The organism is Conexibacter sp. CPCC 205762 (assembly GCF_030646155.1).
GTDB lineage: Bacteria > Actinomycetota > Thermoleophilia > Solirubrobacterales > Solirubrobacteraceae > Conexibacter.
The window spans coordinates 63,291-78,454 of sequence record NZ_JAUTDN010000029.1 but is presented as its reverse complement, the minus strand read 5'-3'; the positions used below and the strand labels follow the sequence as shown (position 1 = coordinate 78,454).

The 15,164-nt window shown below is 71.6% G+C and carries 15 protein-coding genes; 11 read left to right on the top strand and 4 right to left on the bottom strand.

Annotation, left to right across the window (positions count from 1 at the left end; genetic code table 11):
- The 8 genes from Q7L73_RS19870 to Q7L73_RS19835 all read left to right on the top strand — a co-directional run.
- On the top strand, positions 1–651 hold a 651-nt coding region (locus tag Q7L73_RS19870), incomplete at its 5' end, for a ComF family protein (RefSeq protein WP_304715619.1).
- A 121-nt stretch (positions 652–772) separates the two neighbouring features.
- Positions 773–1,123, top strand: coding sequence for a ribosome hibernation-promoting factor, HPF/YfiA family (hpf, locus tag Q7L73_RS19865; protein WP_304691334.1), 351 nt, complete (start codon positions 773–775; stop codon positions 1,121–1,123).
- A 126-nt stretch (positions 1,124–1,249) separates the two neighbouring features.
- Entirely contained in the window at positions 1,250–4,165 is a 2,916-nt protein-coding gene (gene secA, locus Q7L73_RS19860; RefSeq protein ID WP_304691333.1) for a preprotein translocase subunit SecA, read from the top strand.
- 61 nt (positions 4,166–4,226) lie between these two features.
- Positions 4,227–5,342, top strand: coding sequence for a peptide chain release factor 2 (gene prfB, locus Q7L73_RS19855; protein ID WP_304691332.1), 1,116 nt, complete (start codon positions 4,227–4,229; stop codon positions 5,340–5,342).
- Positions 5,343–5,348: 6 nt separating this feature from the next.
- The gene (locus Q7L73_RS19850) at positions 5,349–6,851 is read left to right on the top strand and encodes an aminotransferase class I/II-fold pyridoxal phosphate-dependent enzyme (RefSeq protein WP_304691330.1); all 1,503 of its coding nucleotides are present in this window, start codon (positions 5,349–5,351) and stop codon (positions 6,849–6,851) included.
- Positions 6,820–7,713, top strand: a complete 894-nt coding sequence (gene nadC, locus Q7L73_RS19845; RefSeq protein WP_304691329.1) for a carboxylating nicotinate-nucleotide diphosphorylase — start codon at positions 6,820–6,822, stop codon at positions 7,711–7,713. The genes Q7L73_RS19850 and nadC overlap by 32 nt, the downstream gene beginning before the upstream one ends.
- A gap of 38 nt (positions 7,714–7,751) precedes the next feature.
- Positions 7,752–8,750, top strand: coding sequence for a quinolinate synthase NadA (nadA, locus tag Q7L73_RS19840; RefSeq protein ID WP_304691328.1), 999 nt, complete (start codon positions 7,752–7,754; stop codon positions 8,748–8,750).
- A gap of 68 nt (positions 8,751–8,818) precedes the next feature.
- Positions 8,819–9,205, top strand: a complete 387-nt coding sequence (locus Q7L73_RS19835; protein ID WP_304691327.1) for a hypothetical protein — start codon at positions 8,819–8,821, stop codon at positions 9,203–9,205.
- On the opposite strand, the gene Q7L73_RS19830 is transcribed toward Q7L73_RS19835, so the two are convergent.
- The gene (locus Q7L73_RS19830) at positions 9,182–9,625 is read right to left on the bottom strand and encodes a MarR family winged helix-turn-helix transcriptional regulator (protein WP_304691326.1); all 444 of its coding nucleotides are present in this window, start codon (positions 9,623–9,625) and stop codon (positions 9,182–9,184) included. The genes Q7L73_RS19835 and Q7L73_RS19830 overlap by 24 nt on opposite strands.
- Positions 9,626–9,726: 101 nt before the next feature.
- On the opposite strand from Q7L73_RS19830, the gene Q7L73_RS19825 reads away from it, so the two are divergent.
- Complete coding sequence (locus Q7L73_RS19825; protein ID WP_304691325.1) at positions 9,727–10,209, top strand: nuclear transport factor 2 family protein; 483 nt, start codon at positions 9,727–9,729, stop codon at positions 10,207–10,209.
- A gap of 14 nt (positions 10,210–10,223) precedes the next feature.
- Here Q7L73_RS19825 and Q7L73_RS19820 read toward each other — a convergent pair whose 3' ends face one another.
- Together Q7L73_RS19820 and Q7L73_RS19815 are read right to left on the bottom strand one after the other, a co-directional pair.
- Positions 10,224–10,601, bottom strand: coding sequence for a hypothetical protein (locus Q7L73_RS19820; RefSeq protein WP_304691324.1), 378 nt, complete (start codon positions 10,599–10,601; stop codon positions 10,224–10,226).
- Between the two features lie 365 nt (positions 10,602–10,966).
- Complete coding sequence (locus Q7L73_RS19815; protein WP_304691323.1) at positions 10,967–12,220, bottom strand: pitrilysin family protein; 1,254 nt, start codon at positions 12,218–12,220, stop codon at positions 10,967–10,969.
- Between the two features lie 124 nt (positions 12,221–12,344).
- On the opposite strand from Q7L73_RS19815, the gene ftsE reads away from it, so the two are divergent.
- Both ftsE and ftsX read left to right on the top strand, forming a co-directional pair.
- Positions 12,345–13,394: a cell division ATP-binding protein FtsE gene (gene ftsE / locus Q7L73_RS19810; RefSeq protein WP_304691322.1), complete on the top strand. Its 1,050-nt coding sequence runs from the start codon at positions 12,345–12,347 to the stop codon at positions 13,392–13,394.
- The gene (ftsX, locus tag Q7L73_RS19805; protein WP_304691321.1) at positions 13,391–14,284 is read left to right on the top strand and encodes a permease-like cell division protein FtsX; all 894 of its coding nucleotides are present in this window, start codon (positions 13,391–13,393) and stop codon (positions 14,282–14,284) included. The genes ftsE and ftsX overlap by 4 nt, the downstream gene beginning before the upstream one ends.
- 27 nt (positions 14,285–14,311) lie before the next feature.
- Here ftsX and Q7L73_RS19800 read toward each other — a convergent pair whose 3' ends face one another.
- Complete coding sequence (locus Q7L73_RS19800; RefSeq protein ID WP_304691320.1) at positions 14,312–15,136, bottom strand: class I SAM-dependent methyltransferase; 825 nt, start codon at positions 15,134–15,136, stop codon at positions 14,312–14,314.
- Positions 15,137–15,164: the final 28 nt, after the last annotated feature.

Genomic DNA, 15,164 nt, shown 5'->3' with positions numbered 1-15,164 from the left:
GCGCCGCCGGCCTGCGCCGCCTGCCGCGCCCCGCTCACGCGCGCGCACGAGCTGCTCTGCCGCCGCTGCCGCGCCGCGCTGCCGTGGCTGCCGCGGCCCTGCTGCCCGCGCTGCGCGCTGCCGCTGCCGTGCGGCGAGCCCTGCCCGGCGCAGGGCGCCGCCTTCGCCGCCGCCTGGGCGCCGCTCGCGTACGACGGGCCGGCGCGCGAGCTGGTCGCGGCGCTGAAGTTCCGCGGCCGGCTGCCGCTGGCGCGGCTGATGGCGGCGCAGCTCGCCGCCGGCCTGCCGCCGGCGCTGCTGGACGGCGCCGCGCTCGTGCCGGTCCCGCTGCACCCGCGCCGGCGCCGCCGCCGCGGCTTCGACCAGGCGGGCCTGATCGCCGCCGCGCTCGCGCGTGCGAGCGGCCGCCCGCTCGCTCCCTGCCTGCGCCGCGGGGGCGCGGCGACCCGCCAGCTCGGCGCCGGCCGCGCCGACCGCCTCGCGCGCGGGCGGCTGGCGATCTCCGTCGCCGGCCCGGCGCCGCGCGTCGCGCTCTTGGTCGACGATGTGCACACGACCGGCGCCACCTTCGAGGCGTGCGCGCAGGCGCTGCGAGCGGCCGGCAGCGAGCGCGTCGGCGCCGTCGCCTACGCGCGCGCTTTGCACCGCTGAGCAGAGCGTTCGCGTGCCACTCCTGAGAGTCGTCTCAGACGTTCGTGGAGCGTTCGAATTCCGCGTTCACGGGGGAGTAACATCGATGTACACCCGAGCCCACCCATCAAAGGGGGAGCCCATGCGCATCGAGGTCAAGGGACGCCACGCGTCCGTCACCCAGGCCCAGCGGGAGCAGGTCGAGCGGCGCTTCCGCAAGATCGCACGCCAGGTGTCGGAGCTGGCCCAGCTCGAGGTCGAGCTGAGCGAGCAGCACAACCCGTCGATCGCGCAGCCGTACGTCGCCGAGGCGACGCTGCACCTCAAGGGCGTGACGTTGCGCGCCCGCGCGGAGGCGGCCGACATCGGCCACGCCATCAACTGCTGCGAGGAGCAGATGAGCAAACAGGTGACGCGCCATCGCGAGAAGCGGCGCAAGCGCAGGGCGACGCGCGCCGCGCAGGCTGCGTTCGGTGCGCAGGCGCAGGCCTGACGGAGGGCTCTCGACCGGCGCCGCGGCATTCGCTCGCGGCGCCTGCGGGATCTTCGGAATCCTGACGGTTTGGAGGGTCACATCAGGGTTGCATGACGCCCACCGGCCGATGCTAGGCTAGGCCCTATGTCGTTGATTGATCGCGCACTTCGCATGGGCGAAGGAAAGAAGTTCAAGGGCTACGAGCAGCGGGTCGCGAAGATCAACGCGCTGGAGCCCGAATACGAGGCGATGTCGGACGCAGAGCTCCGCGAAGCCGCCGACGAGCTGCGCGAGCGCGCTCGCGGCGAGGATCCCGAGCCGCTCGAAGACCTCCTCTACGACTGCTTCGCGATGGTGCGCGAAGCCGGTCGCCGCACGATGGGCATGCGTCACTTCGACGTGCAGCTGATCGGCGGCATGGTGCTGCACGACGGCAACATCGCCGAGATGCGCACCGGCGAGGGCAAGACGCTGACCGGCACGCTGCCGGCCGTCCTCAACTCGCTCGCCGGCAAGGGCGTCCACATCGTCACGGTCAACGACTACCTCGCGCGCCGCGACTGCGAGTGGATGTCGCCGATCTACGACGCGCTCGGCGTCACGTACGGCGTGCTGCAGAACATGCAGCCGACCGAGGAGAAGCGCGCCGCCTACGCCGCCGACCTCACGTACGGCACCAACTCGGAGTTCGGCTTCGACTACCTGCGCGACAACATGGCCGCGACGCTGGAGGACAAGGTCCAGCACGGCGGTCGCGACCTCGGCGAGGTCCGCACCGCGAAGGACCGCCTCGACCGCCGCTCGGCGGCCCACACGTTCGCGATCGTCGACGAGGTCGACAACATCCTGATCGACGAGGCGCGCACGCCGCTGATCATCTCCGGCGCCCCCGAGGAGGCCGGCGAGATGTACGCGCGCTTCGCGAAGCTCGCGCCGCAGCTGACGCCGGGCAGAAGACCCGAAGGGATGGATCCGCGCGCGAAGAAGGAGTTCGTCGCGGACTACGACTACGAGTTCGACGAGAAGCACAGAACCGTGGCGATCACGGAGCGCGGCGTCGAGAAGGCCGAGCGCTTCCTCGCGATAGACCACCTCTACCGCGCCGAGAACGGCCACCTCGTCAACCACCTGATCCAGTCGCTGCGCGCGCAGGCGCTCTACAGACGCGACGTCGACTACGCCGTGATCGACGGCGAGGTCGCGATCATCGACGAGTTCACCGGCCGCATCCTCGAGGGCCGCCGCTGGTCCGAGGGCCTGCACCAGGCGATCGAGGCGAAGGAGGGGGTGAACGTCACCGAGGAGAACCAGACGATGGCCACGGTGACGTACCAGAACTACTTCCGCCTCTACGACAAGCTCTCGGGGATGACCGGCACCGGCATCACCGAGGCGACCGAGTTCATGAAGATCTACAGACTCGGCGTCGTCCAGATCCCGACCAACCGTCCGATGATCCGCCAGGATCAGAACGACCAGGTCTTCAAGACCAAGGAAGGCAAGTGGACGGCGGTCGTCGACGAGATCGTCGAGCGCCACGAGAGAAGACAGCCGATCCTCGTCGGCACGATCTCGGTCGAGGTCTCCGAGGACCTCGGCGCCCGCCTGCAGCGCAAGGGCATCCCGCACATCGTCCTCAACGCAAAGCCCGAGCACGCCGAGCGCGAGGGCGAGACGGTCGCCGAGGCCGGTCGTCCCGGCGCCGTCACGATCGCGACCAACATGGCCGGCCGCGGCGTCGACATCAAGCTCGGCGGCAACCCCGAGCACCTGGCGCAGCGCGAGCTGGTCAAGCTCGGCCTGCAGCCCGGCGACCCCGACTACGACGAGCACTACGCGAAGGTGCTGCCGGAGATCGAGGGGCGCGTCGAGGCCGACCGCGAGATCGTGGTGGAGGCCGGCGGCCTCTACATCGTCGGCACCGAGCGCCACGAGTCGCGCCGGATCGACAACCAGCTGCGCGGTCGCGCGGGGCGCCAGGGCGACCCGGGCGAGACCCGCTTCTACCTCTCCGCCGAGGACGACCTCGTGCGCCTCTTCGCCGGCGAGCGGATCTACAAGATCCTCGACCGCTTCGGCACGACCGATGACGAGGGCAAGGAGGAGCCGATCGAGGCCGGCCTGCTCTCGAAGCAGATCGAGAAGGCGCAGAAGAAGGTCGAGGAGCAGAACTTCCTGATCCGCAAGCGCGTGCTCGACTACGACGACGTCATGAACGAGCAGCGCCGGATCATCTACGCCTACCGCGACGAGGTCCTCGAGGGCCGCGACATGGGCGACGAGGCGCGCGAGAACATCACGCAGATGCTCGAGCGCACGATCGACGAAGCCTGCCCCGGCGACTACATCGAGGACTGGGACCTCGACGGCCTGTTCGCGAGAGTGTCGGAGATATACCCGCTCAGCTTCGTGCGCGAGGACCTCGATCCCGACGCGATCGAGCGCAGCGAGCTGCACCGCATCTTCTCCGAGGAGGCGATGCAGCGCTACGACGAGCGCGAGCAGGAGCTCGGCGACGAGCTGATGCGCGTGCTGGAGCGCTACCTGCTGCTGCAGATCATCGATCAGCGCTGGCAGGAGCACCTCTACGACATGGACTACCTGCGCGAGGGCATCCACCTGCGCGGGTTCGCCCAGATCGAGCCGCTCGTCGCCTACAAGAACGAGGGCTTCAACCTCTTCCAGGACCTGATGAACACGATCTGGGCGGACTTCGCCCGGATGGTCTTCAACGTCCAGGTGCAGATCGACACCGGCGAGGAGGAAGAAGCCCCCGCCGCCGCGCCGATCCCGCAGACGACGACCAGCAACAGCAGCTGGACGACCGGCGGCTTCACCTACTCCGGCGCCGCCAGCTCGACGATGGCGCCCTACGCCGCGATGACGACCGACCCGGAGGCCGCGGCGGCCGCCGCCTACGCCGCTCCGGAGGAGCCGATCGTCGAGGACGAGGGCCCGAGAGTCGAGCAGCGCAGGGTCGACGCGGTCGACCAGATCGGGCGCAACGACCCCTGCTGGTGCGGCTCCGGCAAGAAGTTCAAGAAGTGCCACGGCGTCTGACCTTGTAGCGACCGGGCACGGCGCCGCCCTCCGGTGGCGCTCTCGGCTAGCCTGAGAGGCGATGTCCGCGACCCCTCCCACCTCTTCCGAATCGGTTCCGCAGCGCCTGAAGGCGATTCGCGCCCAGCTCACGTCGCTGTCCGACTACGTCGACCCCAGCTCGCTGGAGGCGCGTGTCGGCGAGCTGGAGCAGGAGATGGGCGAGCCCGGCTTCTGGGACGACCAGGTGACCGCGGCCAGAACGAGCGCCGAGCACGCGCGCGCGAGCCGCAAGCTGGAGACGTACAAAACGCTCACCAGCGACGTCGACGACCTCGAGCCGCTGGCCGAGATGGCGCAGGAGGACGCCGACCTCGCCGGCGAGCTGGCCGAGCAGATCGCCTCCGTCGAGCGCCGCCTCGAAGCACTGGAGGAGGAGCGCCTCTTCTCCGGCAGATACGACGCCGGCGACGCGCTCGTGACGATCAACGCCGGCGCCGGCGGCACCGACGCTCAGGACTGGGCCGAGATGATGCTGCGGATGGAGATGCGCTGGGCCGAGAAGCGCGGCTTCGACGTCGAGCTGCTGGAGGCGAGCCCGGGGGAGGAGGCCGGCATCAAGTCGGCGACCTTCCTCGTCAGAGGCGAGAACGCCTACGGCCTCTACGGCGCCGAGAAGGGCGTCCACCGGCTCGTGCGGCTGAGCCCGTTCGACTCCGCCAACCGCCGTCAGACGAGCTTCGCCGGCCTCGAGGTCGCGCCCGTCGTCGACGAGGCGCCCGACGTCGAGATCGACGACGACGACCTCCAGGTCGACACCTACCGCGCCTCCGGCGCCGGCGGTCAGCACGTCAACAAGACCGACTCCGCCGTCCGCATCACGCACAAGCCGAGCGGCATCGTCGTGCAGTGCCAGAACGAGCGCTCGCAGACCTCCAACCGCGCGACCGCGATGAGAATGCTGCTGTCGAAGCTGGTCGAGCTGGAGGAGCGCAGACGGCAGGAGGAGATCGCGCGCGAGAAGGGCGAGGCGCAGGACGTCAACTTCGGCTCGCAGATCCGCTCCTACGTCCTGCACCCGTACTCGATGGTCAAGGACCACCGCACCGAGTTCGAGGTCGGCGACACCGGCCGCGTGCTCGACGGCGACCTCGACGGCTTCGTCCGCGCCTACCTGCTCAAGCAGGCGGCCGCCTAGGACACGATGGCGGCCGCAGGCGACGTCCCCGACGGACGGCAGCCGACGGCGCCATATCTCGACGCGCTCGTCGCCTACGGCTTCCGCGGCGTCACGCGCTTCCACGTCCCCGGCCACAAGGGCGGCCCCGGCGCCGATCCCGGCCTGCTGCACGCGATCGGCGAGAGCGCCTTCCGGCTCGACGTGCCGCAGGACACGGCCGGGATCGACGTCGGCCCCTCGCCGACGCCGTACGAGCTGGCCGAGCAGCTCGCCGCCGAGGCCTACGGCGCCCGCCGCAGCTGGTTCCTCACCAACGGCGCGACGCAGGGCAACCACGCGCTCTGCCTCGCGCTCGCGCCGCTCGGCACGGCGGTCGTGCTGCAGCGCAACGCGCACGCCTCGATGATCGACGGGCTCGTGCTCTCCGGCGGCCTGCCGGCGTTCGTCTCGCCCGAGTACGACCGCGAACTGGGGCTGGCCCACGGCGTCACGCCGGAGGCGGTCGCGGCGGCGCTCGCGCGCACGCCCGGCGCGGCCGCCGTCTTCGTCGTCTCGCCGACCTACTACGGGATCGCCGCCGACGTGGCGGAGCTGGCGCGCGTCGCCCACGACGCCGGCGCGGCGCTCGTCGTCGACCAGGCGTGGGGCCCGCACTTCGGCTTCCACGGCGGCGTGCCGCAGTCGGCGCTGGCGCTCGGCGCCGACGCCGTCCTCACCTCGACGCACAAGATCGTCGGCTCGCTGGCGCAGTCGGCGATGCTGCACGTCGCCCGCGACGGCCTGATCGACCCCGACCGGATCGCCCGTGCGATCCGGCTCGTGCGCTCGACCAGCCCCAGCTCGCTGCTGCTCGCCTCGCTCGACGGCGCCCGTCGCCAGCTCGCCGTCCACGGCGAGGCGCTGCTGAGCGAGACGATCGCGGCGGCGGCGCGCACGCGCACGGCGATCGACGCCGTGCCCGGCTGCAGCGTCGTCGGCGAGGAGCTCGTCGGCGCGCCCGGCGCCGCCGCGTCAGATCCGCTGCGGATCGTGATCGACGTGCGCGGCACCGGCTGCTCCGGCTACGAGGTCGCCGCCGCGCTGAAGGCCGCCTACGACATCCATCCCGAGCTGGCGACGCAGGCGACGCTCGTGCTGGTGCTCGGCGCCGCGCAGCCGGTCGGGGCGCTGGAGCGGTTCGCGCACGACTTCGCCGAGACGATCGCGCGCGTCGCGCGGCCGGGGGCGAGAGAGGCGATCCTGCCGCCGCCGGCCGAGCTGCAGCAGCAGCTGGCGGTCGCGCCGCGCGACGCCTTCCTCGGCGCCGCGGAGGTGGTGGAGGTCGACGCCGCGGTCGGGCGTGTCTCCTGCGAGGCGATCGCCGGCTACCCTCCCGGGATCCCTGCACTGCTGCCCGGCGAGCGCGTCACGGCCGAGGTCGTCGCCTACCTGCGTGAGCTGGTGGCGTCGGGCGCGCGGCTGCACGGAGCCAGCGACCCGACCTTCGAGACGATCAATGTCCTCCGCTCAGACCCCGCTGCCCGCTGACCGCAAGGACCGCACGCGGCGGATGCCGGTCCTCGACCCGGCGCAGCTCGACGCGCTCGTCGCGCGTGCGCTCGCCGAGGACGTCGGCGACGGCGACGCGACCGCGGCCGTCACGATCGACGCCGACGCGCAGGCGCGCGCGCTGATCCGCCAGAAGGCGCCGGGCGTGATCTACGGGCTGGAGATGGCCGAGCGCGCCTTCCGCGCCGTCGACCCGACGCTGGTGCTGACGCGCCGCGTCGAGGAGGGCGTCTGGCGCGAGAGCGGCCCGGTGCTGGAGATCGCCGGCAACGCCCGCGCGCTGCTGACCGGCGAGCGGACCGCGCTGAACTTCCTCGGCCGCCTGTCCGGTGTCGCCACGCTGACCGCGCGCTGCGTCAGCGCGCTGGAGGGGACCGGCGCGCGCGTGCTCGACACGCGCAAGACGACGCCGGGGCTGCGGATGCTGGAGAAGGCGGCCGTCTGGGCCGGCGGCGGCGTCAACCACCGCATCGGCCTCTACGACGAGATCCTGATCAAGGAGAACCACGTGGCGGCGGCCGGCGGCGTGGGGGAGGCGGTGCGGCGGGCTCGGGCGGAGCGGCCCGACCTGCCGATCGAGGTCGAGGTCGAGAACCTCGACGAGCTGGAGGAGGCGCTGGCGGCCGGCGCCCGCCGCGTGCTGCTCGACAACATGGACCTCTCGACGCTGCAGACGGCCGTCGAGCGCACGGCGGGGCGCGCGTCGCTGGAGGCCAGCGGCGGCGTCACGCTCGACCGTCTGAGGGAGATCGGAGCGACCGGCGTAGACTTCATCTCAGTTGGGGCGTTGACGCACTCGGCCCCAGCGCTCGATCTCTCCCTCCTCTTGGAGTCACCATGAGCCTCCCCGTCCTCCCAAGTGCGCATAGCGGTTCCCCCATGCCCGGTCTCTCCCAGGCCCCGCTGATGCTCGAGAACATCCCCGCCCTGCAGGCGGAGGTGCGCGCGCTCGCCGACGCACGCGGCGCGAAGATCCTCGCCCACAATTACCAGCTGCCCGAGATCCAGGACGTCGCCGACTACGTCGGCGATTCGCTCGGCCTGTCGCAGTGGGCGGCGAGAACCGACGCCGACACGATCGTCTTCTGCGGCGTCCACTTCATGGCCGAGACGGCCTCGATCCTCTCGCCCGAGAAGACCGTCCTGATCCCCGACGTCGACGCCGGCTGCTCGCTGGCCGACTCGATCACCGCCGACCAGCTGCGCGCCTGGAAGGCGAAGCATCCCGGCGCGCAGGTCGTCATGTACGTCAACACGACCGCCGACGTGAAGGCCGAGACCGACTACTGCGTCACCTCGTCCAACGCCGTCAGAGTGGTCGAGCACATCCTCCGCGAGCACGGCCCGGAGACCGAGATCCTGTTCGGCCCGGACATGTTCCTCGGCGCCTACGTCGAGAAGCGCGTCGGCCGCCCGATGCACGTCTGGGACGGCGAGTGCCACGTTCACGCCGGCATCCGACCGGACGACATCACCGCCGTGCGCGCCGCCCATCCGGGGGCGGACTTCCTGATCCACCCCGAGTGCGGCTGCTCGACGAGCGTGATGGAGTACGTCGCCGCCGGCGACGTCGACGCCAGCGGCGTCCACATGCTGTCGACCGGCGGGATGCTGAGATACGCGCAGGACCACATCGGCTCCGACAAGCCGGTGATCGTCGCGACCGAGACCGGGATGCTGCACCCGCTGCGTGAGGCGGCGCCCGACCTCGACTTCATCGCCGCCAACGAGCGCGCCAGCTGCAAGTACATGAAGATGATCACGCTGCCGAAGCTGGTCGAGTCGCTGCGTGAGAACCGCACCGAGGTGAAGGTGCCGGAGGCGGTCGCCGGGCGCGCCCGCGTCCCGATCGAGCGAATGGTCGCGATCAACGCCTGAGCGCCGCCGCAGTCTCGTCGCAATCTCGCCCTTCTGCCGTCACAGCGGTCGCTGCGACGGTGGAGGGCATGAGATCGCGGATGACCGGCCCGCCGGAGCGGGCGTGCGACTGGGAGCCGTTGGAGCGGGCGCTGCCCGAGGCCTGGCTCGATGGCTGGATGTTCATGTTCTACGTCTCGCACCCCGCCGGGGGCGAGGACCTGCGCGCGTACAAGCACCAGATCACGCGCCGCTACCTGCACCTGCGGCTGGAGGACGGCCACGTCGCCGCGTACCGCTTCCTCGGCCACGACAGCTATCGCGCGGCGAAGCTGGTCGAGGAGGTCGAGGACGCCTACGCGACGATCGAGCCGCTCGGCTTCACGCGCGCGATGGAGCCGGTCGAACGGGCGGCCTGCCCCTGCGAGCGGGCGTCTCCCGGCGAAGACCTGTCAGGGCTGTTCGACGATCCGTGACAGCAGCCGCGCCAGTTCGGCGCGCTCATCGGCGCTGAGCGGCGTCAGCAGCGCCTCCTGCGCGGCCACGACGCGCTGCTGCAGTCGTGCCAGTGCCGCCGCGCCCGCGGGCGTGAGCGTGACGACGTTGCGGCGTCTGTCGTGCGGATCGCGCTCGCGCGCGATCAGCTCGTCGCGTTCCAGCTCGGCGACGACCGCGGCCATGTCGCTGCGGTCGATCCCGAGCCGGCGGCCGAGCGCGGCCTGGCTCGCCGGCCCGCCCTCCGACAGCGCCAGCAGCACGGTGAAGTGGTGGCGGCGGACGCGCTCGTGCGCGAGCGCGGCGTTGACCTGTGCGCTCGCCGCCGCCGCGGCGCGGTTGAGCAGCCAGCTCGGCAGCGTGCGCAGCAGGCGGGGCGGGTCGTAGTCGCGTTCGTCCATCGCGGAGGGAACGGTACCTGATTCGTTGGCGACACCAACGCTCTTCTGTTATGTTGGCGGAGCCAACGTTGGCAATACCAACAAAAGGGAAGGTCATCGTCATGAGCACGAACGCCGTCAGCATCGAGTCCGCTCCCGCAAACGCCGTGCAGACGCTCGGCGACCGCATCGAGCTGGAGCTGCTCGTCAGCGGCCTCGGCCAGTTCCTCGACGCGCATGACGCCGAGCGGGCGCCGCTGCTGTTCTCCGACGACGTCGTCGTCACCACGCTCGGCGGGACCGCCGAGGGGCGCGACGCGGTCGTCGCGCAGGCGCTGCGCAACCACCAGGTCCCGACCCAGCACCTGATCGCGAACGTCGTCAGCGAGATCGACGGCGACGACGCGCGCATGACCGCCAACCTGCTCGTCGTCTTCGCCGACGGGCCGCCGGCGCGGGTCGGCCCGCAGCAGGTCGAGCTGCCGACCGCGGCGCTGACGCTCGGCGAGCGCTACCGCTTCGAGGCTCGCCGCGGCGACGGCGGCTGGCGGCTGACGCGGATCGCGATCGACCCCGTCTGGGCCGCCGGAGCGAGACTCGGCTGAGACCGGAGCGCTGCTCAGTCGCCGGGCGCGCGGCCGGCGGCGAACAGGTCGAGCCCGCGCTCGGCGGCCTCGCGCACCGGTCTGAGCGAGTCGCGCTTGCGCTCGAACTCGGCCGGCGTGTACGCGTGCACGTCCGCTTGACCGCCCATCTCGGCCGCGTCCCACAGCGCGCCCGCCTGGTAGACGCGCTCCAGCCACGGGATCCCGTCGAAGAAGCCGGAGATCAGCACCACGACCCACTCGGGCCCGCGCTCCCGCTGCGGCAGCGCCCCTCTGGCGTCGTCGACCCTCGCCCCGCCGATCAGCGCATGCTCGATCGGCCAGCGGTCGCTGACCCGCTGCACGTAACGGCGCAGCTCACGCGTGTTGAGGCCGAGGTCCTCCGGGGGCACGGCGCAGATCGTCGCACCTCCCCCGGCGCCAGCGCAACGCGATGCATCCAACACAGCTCGTGTTGAGACCGGCGAGCGCGCCAGCCAAGCTGATTCACGATCGGCCACGCGCCTTCAGAAGATCGCGGCGGGATACGTCGCGCGGGATCTCGTATCCCGAGAAAGGAGGTGAGAGCTATTGACAAGCTCGCACTGATCCTGGCGCTGCTGCTGGTGATCCTCTGGGTCACGCGGTAACAGCGTCTCGGCTCGGCGTCCTGCGTGGGGATGCCGAGCCTTTAAATGGAAAACCCGGCGTGCGTGGCGCCGGGCTTCCAAGGCGAGAGCATCAAGCTCTGCTGATCCTTCCAGATGGTAGCGCGATCTCAGGCGAAGTCGGCGACGGTATGGGGGCCGACGACGCCGATCGCGAGGTGGTCCTCGATGTTGCGCGCGACGTCGGCGACCTCGTCGTAGGTGACGGCGTCGAGGGCGGCGATCGCGGCGTCGGGGTCGATTCTCTCGCCGTAGACGATCGACTGGGTCGCGGCGTGGCGGGCGACGGCGTTGGTGTTCTCGAACGCCAGCACGCGGGCGCCGGCGGCGTAGGCGCGGGCGCGCTCGACCTCCTCCGGCGTCGGGCCCTGTTCGCGCAGCTCGCTGACGATCTCGCGCATGCGGGTGTAGGCCTCGATCGTTCTGGTCGAGTCGAGGCCGGCCGACAGCTGCAGGATCGGCACGTCGGAGAAGGCGTGGGCGAGCGCGTAGACCGAGTAGGCGAGGCCGCGCTGCTCGCGGATCTCGTCGAACAGGCGCGAGCCCATCGAGCCGCCCAGCAGCGTCGCGTAGATCGCCAGCGCGGCGCGCGCTCTGCGGTCGGTCGGGTCGACCGCCGGGCGGTAGATCATCCGCAGATGCGACTGGTTGGAGTCGCGCTCCTCGACCAGCGTGCGCGGCTCGAACGCCGGCGCCGCCTCGGCCGCCGGGCCGGGCTGCAGCGCCGGGAAGCGGTCGAACAGCTCGTCCAGTGCGCCGTTGGCCGGCAGGTGCTCGAGGTTGCCGACGACGAAGGCGCCGCCGCGCGCGCCGGCCCACTGGCGCTCGCGGAAGGCGACGATGCCCTCGCGCGTGAAGCTGTCGCGCAGGTGCTCGACCGGGCCCAGCACCGGCCGTCCGAGCGGATGGTCGCCGAAGGCCGCTCTGTCGATCAGGTGCTCGGCGACCGTCGAGGGCTGGTCGTTGGAGCGGGCGATCTCCTGGATCACGACGCCGCGCTCGCGGTCGAGCTCCTCGGCGTCGAGCCGCGGCCGGCCGGCGAAGTCCGTCAACAGGTCGATCGCCTCCAGCGCCTTCTCCGCCCGCGCGGTGATGTGGAAGGCGACGAGGTCGTGCGAGGTGTAGGCGTTCAGCTGCGCGCCGAGGTTCTCGGCCGTCTCGTTGACGTCTCTGTACGTGACGTACTTCTCGCCGCCCTTGAAGACGAGGTGCTCGAGGAAGTGCGCCATCCCGTTCTCCTCCGGGCGCTCGGTGCGGGCGCCGGCGTCGAAGGCGACGAGCGCGGTCACGGCGCGCGTGCCGTCGAGCTGCACACGGTGGATCGGAAGGCCGTTCGGCGCGGTGGAGGAGGTGATCGCGGTCATGATCTGACGATAGTCCGTCGCGCTCGGCGCCCGGACTCCTGCTTGAAAATCCCTGCAAATCCGCTTGCAGCAACCCCCGCAGGCTCGCGTCCGCCGGGGGCACCTCGCTACCCTCGAACGACTCATGGCTCTCCCTGCTCGCAGAAACAGCGCCCGCCGCCGCGCGGTGCCGGCGCATTCGCCGAAGCACGCGGCCGCCGCTGTCAGAGCGCCCGCGAACCCTCGCCGCAGCACCGCGGTGATCGACTTCAAGGCCGTCGAGAAGCGCTACGACGTCGGCGCGATCGGCCTCGACCAGGCCAGCTTCTCGGTCCAGCGCGGAGAGTTCGTCTTCCTCGTCGGCTCGACCGGCTCGGGCAAGTCGACGATCATGCGCCTGCTGATCAAGGAGCTGGAGCCCAGCGGCGGCCGCATAGCCGTCGCCGGTCGCGACCTGTCGGAGATCACGCGCCGTCGCGTGCCGTACTACCGCCGCAACATCGGCGTCGTCTTCCAGGACTTCAAGCTGCTGCCCAACCGCACCGTCCACGACAACGTCGCGTACGCGCTGCAGGTGACGGGCGGCTCGCGCAAGGAGATCCGCGCCAAGGTGCCGGACATCCTGCGCCTCACGGGCCTCTCGACGAAGCTCCACAACTACCCCGACCAGCTCTCCGGCGGAGAGCAGCAGCGCGTGGCGATCGCGCGCGCGTTCGTCAACCACCCGCCGCTGCTGCTGGCCGACGAGCCGACCGGCAACCTCGACCCCGAGACGTCGATCGGGATCATGCAGCTGCTCTACCGCATCAACAAGACCGGCACGACGGTGCTCGTGGCGACCCACGACCACCGCATGGTCGACAAGATGCGCCGCCGCGTGATCGAGCTGTCCAGAGGCCGCATCGTGCGCGACGAGGCGGGCGGCCTCTACGCCAGAGACGAGTCGACGCGCGAGTTCGCCGCGCGCCTGCGCAGCGACGCGCCGGTCGCGCCGGAGACGATGGCCGTCGAGGCCGGCCGGATGACGCAGCGCAGCATCGCCGCGCGCGCCGACGAGGCCGCGCGCAGCGCCGAAGCCGAGGCCGACAGCGCCCGCGCCGCGCGCATCGCCCGCCGCGCCGCCCGCGACGCCGAGGCTGAGGCCGAGGCCGCCGCCCGCGCCGAGACGGCCGCGACGGAGGCCTCCCGCTCATGAAGATCGGATTCTTCGCTCGCGAGGCGATGCGCTCGCTCGGGCGCAACGCCGCGCCCAGCTTCGCCGCGCTCGCGACGATCCTGCTGACGATGCTCGTGATCGGCGTCTTCATCCCGATCGTGCAGGCGACGACCGGCGCCGCCAACGACGTCCGCCAGCGCGTGCTCGTCGACGTCTACCTGAGAAGAAACGCGACCGCCAGAGACGCCGAGCGCGTCAGAGCGATGCTGCTCGACACACCGAACGTCAAGCGCGTCGAGTTCATCTCCAAGCAGCAGGCCTACGAGCAGCAGCGCAAGAAGGACCCGGAGGCGTTCGACCTGCTCGGCGCCAACCCGCTGCCCGACACCTTCCGCGTCACGCCGGAGAACCCGGACACGGTGCTGGAGATCAAGTCCGACCTCGCGCCGGCCGCCGCCGGCGGCGGCCGCACCCCGGTCGACCAGTCGATCGACGAGGTCCGCGACCGCCGCGAGGACACGACCAAGATCCTCCAGGTGACGAGATTCGTGAAGCTGATGGCGGGCACGCTCGGCGCGCTCCTGATCGCCGCCTCGATCTTCCTGATCGCGAACACGATCCGCCTCTCGCTCTACGCCCGCCGCCGCGAGGTCGAGGTGATGAAGCTGGTCGGCGCGACCGACTGGTTCATCCGCTGGCCGTTCGTGATCGAGGGCGTGATCGTCGGCGCGCTCGGCACGCTGCTGGCGATCCTGCTGCTGGCGGTCGGCAAGATCGCGATCATCGACCCGCTCGCCGACGACTTCGCGCTGATCGCGGCGCCCGAGACGCTGCCGTTCGCGGCGCTCGTCGCGGTCATGCTCGGCGCCGGCATCGCGATCTCGGCGATCGGCTCGGCCGTCTCGCTGCGCCGCTTCCTCAGAGTCTGATCCCGCCGCGCGGAGGGCGGCCGGCGCCTACGGCCGCCGCCCGACCGCGATCAGGTGCGCGCTGGCGCCGAGCACGCTCGGCTCCTGCTCGATCCGCGCGATCGCCTCCAGCAGCGTCGCGCGGCGCGCCTCGTCCTCCAGCCACCACGCCTCCTCGCGCGGCGGCAGGAACGACGCCGGCCCCTCGACCGCGAGCACGCCCTCGACGGCGAAGCCGGCGACCGCCAGCTCCTCCCACAGCTCGTCGGGGTGGTGGAAGTGCGCGTTCGTGAACCACTCGGGGCGGCCGTCCGGGTTGCGGTGCTCGCCGTCGCCGACCGTGCGCGCGACCGCCTGCGCGAAGCCGTCGTCGGCGAGCGCGCGGGCATGGATCCCGTCGAAGGTCGAGGCGAAGCGCGAGACCGCCGCCGCCAGCACCGGCGCGCCCGGCTTCAGCACCCGCAGCGCCTCCGCCAGCGCCGTCGCGCGGCCGGGCGCGTCGAGGTGGTAGAGCGGGCCGAGCAGCAGCGCGGCGTCGGCGCTCGCGTCGTCCCACGGCAGCGCGCGGGCGTCGCCGAGCACGACCTCCGCCAGCGGTGCGCGCGCAGCGGCCGACGCCTCCTGCGCCTGTGAGACGTGCAGCGGGACCGGGTCGAGCAGCCGCACCTCGTAGCCGTCGGCGGCGAGCGGGAGCGCGTGGACGCCGGCCGCGCCGCCGACGTCGAGCACGACCGCGGGCGCCGGCGGCAGCAGCCGCTCCAGCAGCGCGCGCGTGCGCAGCCGCTCGACCTGGCCGTGGCGTTCGAGCCGCTCCTGCTCGTGCCCCAGCTCGTAGTGGGCGGCGATCTCGGGGTCGATCCGGTATTCCGTCATTAACCCCCAGCATATGAGCCCTCGATAC

Bases quoted from the DNA above. Each gene is read 5' to 3' on its own strand.
- prfB (WP_304691332.1), top strand. From the start codon at position 4,227: ATGTCCGCGACCCCTCCCACCTCTTCCGAATCGGTTCCGCAGCGCCTG.
- Q7L73_RS19815 (WP_304691323.1), bottom strand. From the start codon at position 12,220: ATGACCGCGATCACCTCCTCCACCGCGCCGAACGGCCTTCCGATCCAC.
- Q7L73_RS19835 (WP_304691327.1), top strand. From the start codon at position 8,819: ATGAGATCGCGGATGACCGGCCCGCCGGAGCGGGCGTGCGACTGGGAG.
- Q7L73_RS19850 (WP_304691330.1), top strand. From the start codon at position 5,349: ATGGCGGCCGCAGGCGACGTCCCCGACGGACGGCAGCCGACGGCGCCA.
- hpf (WP_304691334.1), top strand. From the start codon at position 773: ATGCGCATCGAGGTCAAGGGACGCCACGCGTCCGTCACCCAGGCCCAG.
- ftsX (WP_304691321.1), top strand. From the start codon at position 13,391: ATGAAGATCGGATTCTTCGCTCGCGAGGCGATGCGCTCGCTCGGGCGC.
- nadA (WP_304691328.1), top strand. From the start codon at position 7,752: ATGCCCGGTCTCTCCCAGGCCCCGCTGATGCTCGAGAACATCCCCGCC.
- Q7L73_RS19800 (WP_304691320.1), bottom strand. From the start codon at position 15,136: ATGACGGAATACCGGATCGACCCCGAGATCGCCGCCCACTACGAGCTG.
- Q7L73_RS19830 (WP_304691326.1), bottom strand. From the start codon at position 9,625: ATGGACGAACGCGACTACGACCCGCCCCGCCTGCTGCGCACGCTGCCG.
- ftsE (WP_304691322.1), top strand. From the start codon at position 12,345: ATGGCTCTCCCTGCTCGCAGAAACAGCGCCCGCCGCCGCGCGGTGCCG.
- Q7L73_RS19825 (WP_304691325.1), top strand. From the start codon at position 9,727: ATGAGCACGAACGCCGTCAGCATCGAGTCCGCTCCCGCAAACGCCGTG.
- secA (WP_304691333.1), top strand. From the start codon at position 1,250: ATGTCGTTGATTGATCGCGCACTTCGCATGGGCGAAGGAAAGAAGTTC.
- nadC (WP_304691329.1), top strand. From the start codon at position 6,820: ATGTCCTCCGCTCAGACCCCGCTGCCCGCTGACCGCAAGGACCGCACG.